Here is a 5962-nt window from a genome sequence, read left to right on the forward strand (position 1 = left end):
AATCGGCAGCCTTGTCGGCCGCTCCTCAAACCTTGGTGAGTCCACCGGCAGAGCCGGTGGCTTACCTCACTGAGTTATGCCAAGATTTCCGAGCATTGGCAGGACTCCGCTACTCCCCAGTACTTCCGGCAAATGGCCATCCCACTTTGCTACTGCCTGCTGCTAAATGATCTCGGGTGTGATCGTCTGCTGAAGTAGTTTTTGCGCTTCGGCCTGCGCGTTTGCCTCGACTATCTTCTGATCAGCAAGGACCCTGGCTTTCTGCAACTCGTATTGCGCCTGCTGTGCACGCTGCTGGGCTACCTGCTTCTGCTCGATCGCCTGTGAGAACTGCGTGCTGAAGTGAAAGTCAGTGATGTTCACAGAATCCACCACCAGCCGATATGGTTTGAGTTCGGCGGTGATTTGCGCCTCGATTTGTCCACGCACCTGATCGCGGTGAGTGATCAAATCCTCCGCATTGTAGTGGGCGGTCACTGCTTTCACGGAGTTGCTGATCGCCGGCTTAATGATCTTGAGGACTAGAGCGGATTCGTTGCCAATGCGCTGATAGACCCACTCTGCGTCGGCCGGCAGGATGTGCCAGTTCGTCGCCACCGTCGTGGTCACAGCCTGCAGATCAAGGCTCGCCGCCGTCTCCGCATCCTGGGAGTTTTGCACCTGAACGTCCATTTTGGCAACCGACTGCGCGAACGGGACCTTCAAATGGAGGCACGGGTCAAGTACGCCTGGTTCGACGGCGCCCCATGTCATAAGCACGCCCCTTTGCCCGGGGCCGACAGTCACAAAACCGCCGGCAATCAGCGCGAAAAGAAGAAGAACGATCACAGCGAGACCGAAAGCGCGAGGTCTAGCTGGCAGATTCACCTGTACGCTCATTGTTGTTTTCTCTATTCTGAATTATTGGAAACGTTGTTCAGCAACAGACATTTTATTGCGCTCACGCTGATCCCCGCGCTGTTGTGCAACCTGGCTAGCAATGTCCCGGATTTCGTGTCATTAGATCACCCTGCTCCCGAACCGGATCAGCCTCTATCAATCTGTTAATGGCAGACAAGCTGAAAACTCCAATCAACTCCTGAATCAGCTTTAACGACCGGCCTTCACGGGGAGGCGAACAGCAAACGGTCGGCGAGCGGCACTTGCGTTCCAGTTGTCTTTTCCTCTACAGCAGCTTTATCTGGCCGGAATTGGCCTCGCACGGATCGCACTCGCCCTCGGAGACCGCGCTGGCCACCCTCCAGGACGACGGTTCGACTCGACCAGCTGGCGCAACCGTACGGTCCTGTCGATACTCGCGGCCCCATGCCGGGCTCAGTATCTCGGCAGCGAGCAGGACGTCCGGCCCGATCTTGAATGTAATGACCCATTTGACGGCGTTCTCCCCGTTTTCCGCTCAATTTGCTCAATCGAACGATCCCGACTCCAGGTCGTTCTCGAAGTCGGCGATCCAGGCGCTTCCGTGGCCGCCGTCGTATAAAGCCACGGATGACTTTCCGCGCAGCGCCACGGTCACTTGCCGGCCAATCGGCCCGACTCGGTCCCCGCCCGGATATTGGTTCTCGTCGTCGACCACTTCGAATTCGCTGACGGCGCGACCGTACTTCTGGCATACGGCCGAGAAGTCGTCTTGCTCATCCTTCGGGAACTGAGAGAGCAGGTGACTCGCCATTCCTACCTCCGTCGCGCTTTCCTATACAAACTTCGTGGTTCCTTGGCCCCAGCGAATGTCCATGAACAAACCCGTCGCGTCATCGAGTAGTTGCGGGTCAGTGACAGGCGTGGACTCAATCTCTTTGATCGCTTGCCACACAATGTCATGGCTGCGCTCGGCCAGCTTGCGAAGCTCTCGAACCTTGCCCTTATCGATCGCGTCATTGTATTCTTTCGCGACCGCTTGGAGATGTTCACGCATGTGCATGCTTTCCTACTCTTCGAAGGGAATGTGCTGGCCGGCGCGCGACTGCATTCCAAGCTTGCCCTCACTCCCCATCGCATCCTGCCAGGCGATCATCGCGTCTGCAACGGCATCCTTTTCGCCGCTGAACGCGAGCACGGTTTCACTGCATGACGGGCAGATGCCGCCAAATGCAGCACGAATGCCCCGCATGTTTCGCGTGTCGATAGCGTCAAAGTCGGTGAATGCCGTTTTGCAAGCACCACACACCAGCTTCTCCGGGCGCAACGCATCAGTCTTTGCCTTCGCTTGTGCGATCCGCTGCTACTTCGTGCCACGCTGCTTTGCTTGCCCCATCAAATTCCCCTGATTCCGTATTCCCCGTTGTCCTCGGTATCACTCGCGGCGCAACGCAGAGGCAATTCGGCCCTTCCATGTTCCCGGCTGAACTTCGTATCGTGCCAGTCGGTCTATGAGCCTCTCACTCGGCGCGGTGGTCGTATGTCGGCCACCTTCAACCCACGAGTCGGTTTGCAGCCAGCCCATCGACTCGCCAACGCCCAGTGACTCGCGGTAGGTCAGCGCGTAGATGGTAGCCGTCTCCGATTGCCCGATACCCCACACGTACGCCAAAAGGAGGTCGGGGAATTTGGCATACTTCCGGTCGATCGAGAACGAGCGCTGCGTCGCCGCTTTGATCTGTATCGGAACGGCTGTGAACTTCCCAATCTGCTCGTCGATGTCCACGTACGCAATCAGGTCGACACCCCGATCGCGGACCGGCGTGGCGACCTCAACACCGCTCCGCAAGAGATCGTTGTTCAGCCGATTCCGTCCAAAGATCTCCGTTAACTGTGTATCCGTCGCCGTCGACGTTCGCGCAGCCCCTTTCCTGTTTCCCTACTTGTTGAGCCAGTTTTCGAGCCTGATACCGGGATAGCTGGCAAAGTCGCGCTCGTTGTTGGTAACGAGAATAACGTCCAGCGCAATCGCGTGTGCGGCGATCAGCTTGTCAAGAGCATCCTTCTTGCGCTCGCGCGTCGCTTCGCGCACAGGCCCGTAGGCCGTTGCTGCGGCAGCGTCGAACGCGGCCACAGGAATATCTTCGATTAGGGCGGCGAGATTGCGGCGCTCGCGAGTTCGGTTCGCAGACACTGCGACGCCGTATTCAAGTTCAGCGTAGGTGACTGCGGACATAACTACATCCCCGACGTAGCACTGCGCAAATCGCTTCGCGACTTCTTCAGGCTGATTCTTCATCAGGTAGATGCACATGTTCGTGTCGAGCATAAAGCGCGGCATCACAATCCCTCGCGCTCAGCCTGCTCTTGCTCGCCGCGCCCTTCAGCCATGAAATCCGGCCCGAATTTCGCGAACTTCTTGAGCACTCCCGCCAGCGGACGACGCGCCGGACGGATCCGGATCTCATCGCCTACGCGCTCAATTTCGACCTCGACATCGCTCCGGTCGTAAGCAAGATCGGCCGGAATTCGAACGGCTTGCGAGTTGCCATTCCTGAAAACGCGGGTGGTATGCATAGCGGTTCCTGCTGTGTGTACTATGGATGTACTATAGACTATCTCTCGCTCCATGTAAATATGCGTATGTACATGGGCAGCGACTACACTCCATGCCTTGAGCGGATCGTGCGCGGTCATGCCTCGGAACAAGCGCGCCTTGGGCCACTGTTACGAGGGTGTTTGCCTCCACGAGCGCAAAAGCCGGTCCGCGAGCCCCGAATTGTCGGCTTTCCTCGGAAAACCCGGAGCGGTGCCGCGCCTGAACATCCGAGTCCGTGATCGGGATAGGGGTAGGCCTCGCGGCCCGACCCACCGGGTGACCGGAGGCAGTCATTCGCATTCATTGTCCGGGCCAGCTGCTCCTGCCACGCATACACGACGCGAAGCATGCCTTCGAGCAGCGTCGCCGTCGCGTTCATCCGATAGTCGATCGCCTGCTGATCGACGGCCAGCTCCGGCTCACAGCAAAGGTCAGGTTGCGAGACCCATGCCGCGCCGGAAAGCGAGGCGAGTTCGACGAACTGTTCCATCGTCCACGGATAGACCCCGGCAATCCCTGCTTGCCTGCCTTTCGACTGGAACAGCTTCATTGCGGTAAAGCCCGCGCTGTTCAGGAATGCGAAAGCGTCCCGTCTTCGGGTTCCAGAAAGCGGACGCGGACACCATACCGGCGAAGTCTTCATTGAAGGCATGAAACGCCAGCTTGCCGCCTCTATGGGGTATGCCGACGCGTATCAATAGGCCGTCATCGACGTGCGCATTGAGTTGCGACATGGGCATTCGGCTGACGTGTGATTCACGTTGCATAAACGTGCTCCAGTAGAAGCGCGGAGCAGCCCATGCGGGCCGCCCCCGCATGGGTGATAAACAAGACCGCTTACGCGGCCAACGGAAAGAGATGCATCTGCTGCCCTTCAATGCCGCGCATTTGCGCATCGCTGATCGCGTTCTGAACGAGGTGCCGGTCCAGCTCGGCTGGTGTGAGATTCAGACGCTCGGCAAGCCGCGCGAAATACTGACTGCGGGTGGCCATGTCCTGATAGCGCTGTGAAGCGCCGGCAGGCAAAGTCAGCATCGTCTCGTTTAGCCAGAAGCGCGCCGATTCGATTGCCGCATGACCCTGGACACGGGCGTACCACGCGTAGTCGAAGGAGCACGTTACAAACTCACATGCTCGCGAAGCGTCGACGTCGAGTTGATCGCTCTCCTCGAAGTAGTCGGTGCGTTCGCCCCTCGTCGTCTGCGCATACGCCGATAGCCGTTCCGGATGCCGATACGGATTCCACTGCTCGGCCGCATAGTCGCGCAGTCCGTCGGTCGGTGCTTCTGCATCAAAGCCGCCGACCCGATACCAGCCATGCAACGAAATCGGGACTTTCGGGCATGCCTCTACCTGCGGAACACGGTAGCGTCGGCCGAGGCGATGGACTTCGAACCAGGCTGAGACGGCGGGAAACGCATGCAGTGCGTAGTGATGCATCGACAGCATGAAGTCGATCGCCACCAGCTGTGCGGGTGTGATCATTTCAAACTGTATTTCGCATAACTCTCGATTTTCAGGCGTGTCAGGGATGCGACCGCTTGCGAGATCCGCATCGTGCTGCTCGGCGCGCTCCACTTCCAGTGCGTCGAGCGTCAGCAGATACCGCAGCAGGTTGATCCGCTCCTTGTACGACAGCACATCAGGCTGAACCCGGATATAGCCATTGTCGCTCAGCGAGCGCCCCACCAGTTCGCGCCGGTCGAGGTCCCACTGCGTTGCGAGCAGATAGTTCCGGAAATCGTTCAGCCCGGACATATACGCGTACTCGGGCTCGCGGACCATTGACTCGAGCGAACGATCGCGCTCGCCGGCCACAAAGCAAAAAACACAGCCGAACGGCTACCGCAAGCTGCACGCGCGCCATTCTCGCCCGCCACCACACCGCACACCCCGCCGTTACCCGCACGATAGATGTCAGAGAGCCTTGTTATCGTCTCGGGCGCAAGCGGACTCGGAAAAGGCGATGATGACGGATCGGCCAGACAGCCGAGCATCGTCCAGATGTTGTCGCTCGACAAGTCTCTACGTGAAAGTTTGAGCCAAAATGGACATGCTAAGAGCCTTGTAGATGAACGATTTGCACGGAAGCAACATGTCCATCTGAAAGCCGTGAAAATGGACAGAAAAGCAGATCAGTAGTTGATTGGTCGCGAGAGTGAGCCTCAGTCTCCCCGGGGAGATCCGCTTCCTCACTTACTGCTGATCGGCCGCGAACCTAAACAGCCGTTCGCCCTTGGAGCAGCGCAACGACCGCTCCGGAAGCACTTCGGTCTCTCGTTGCATCCAAAACCCGTCGGGCGTCACCCACGCTACCTTGCAATCCGGGCGGCGTTCATATACGCGTCAAGCGCCACTACGATTGTCGCCCTCCACTTGGCCGACACACGAATCGAACGAAACGGCCCCCTGGACAAAAAAACGTGCGGCCCTAGATACTATGGAGGGGCCGCGGAGATAAGCCTCCTAGAGTAAAACGAGGATTCCGACACCCGTTTTCCGAGA

9 protein-coding genes are annotated in these 5962 nt (G+C 58.4%); all 9 read right to left on the minus strand.

Annotation, left to right across the window (positions count from 1 at the left end):
• Positions 1-162 precede the first annotated feature (162 nt).
• The gene (locus J8I87_RS43085; protein ID WP_209938700.1) at positions 163-867 is read right to left on the minus strand and encodes a prohibitin family protein; all 705 of its coding nucleotides are present in this window, start codon (positions 865-867) and stop codon (positions 163-165) included.
• A 538-nt stretch (positions 868-1405) separates the two neighbouring features.
• Positions 1406-1672 (minus strand): hypothetical protein, encoded by a 267-nt coding sequence (locus tag J8I87_RS43090; protein ID WP_209938701.1) that lies wholly within the window; start codon positions 1670-1672, stop codon positions 1406-1408.
• A 21-nt stretch (positions 1673-1693) separates the two neighbouring features.
• Positions 1694-1915: a hypothetical protein gene (locus J8I87_RS43095; protein WP_209938702.1), complete on the minus strand. Its 222-nt coding sequence runs from the start codon at positions 1913-1915 to the stop codon at positions 1694-1696.
• Between the two features lie 12 nt (positions 1916-1927).
• A complete protein-coding gene (locus J8I87_RS43100) occupies positions 1928-2215 on the minus strand; it encodes a hypothetical protein (RefSeq protein ID WP_313068262.1) in 288 nt (95 codons plus the stop codon).
• Between the two features lie 78 nt (positions 2216-2293).
• On the minus strand, positions 2294-2644 hold the full coding sequence (locus J8I87_RS43105; RefSeq protein WP_209938703.1) for a hypothetical protein: 351 nt from the start codon (positions 2642-2644) through the stop codon (positions 2294-2296).
• Between the two features lie 153 nt (positions 2645-2797).
• Positions 2798-3199 (minus strand): type II toxin-antitoxin system VapC family toxin, encoded by a 402-nt coding sequence (locus J8I87_RS43110; protein ID WP_209938704.1) that lies wholly within the window; start codon positions 3197-3199, stop codon positions 2798-2800.
• A complete protein-coding gene (vapB, locus tag J8I87_RS43115; protein ID WP_209938706.1) occupies positions 3199-3435 on the minus strand; it encodes a type II toxin-antitoxin system VapB family antitoxin in 237 nt (78 codons plus the stop codon). The genes J8I87_RS43110 and vapB overlap by 1 nt, the downstream gene beginning before the upstream one ends.
• Positions 3436-3888: 453 nt before the next feature.
• On the minus strand, positions 3889-4224 hold the full coding sequence (locus tag J8I87_RS43120; RefSeq protein ID WP_209938707.1) for a hypothetical protein: 336 nt from the start codon (positions 4222-4224) through the stop codon (positions 3889-3891).
• Between the two features lie 70 nt (positions 4225-4294).
• Positions 4295-5242, minus strand: a complete 948-nt coding sequence (locus J8I87_RS43125) for a hypothetical protein (protein WP_209938709.1) — start codon at positions 5240-5242, stop codon at positions 4295-4297.
• Positions 5243-5962 lie beyond the last annotated feature (720 nt).

Origin of the sequence: Paraburkholderia sp. LEh10 (assembly GCF_017814945.1) — a bacterium.
Taxonomy (GTDB): Bacteria; Pseudomonadota; Gammaproteobacteria; order Burkholderiales; family Burkholderiaceae; genus Paraburkholderia.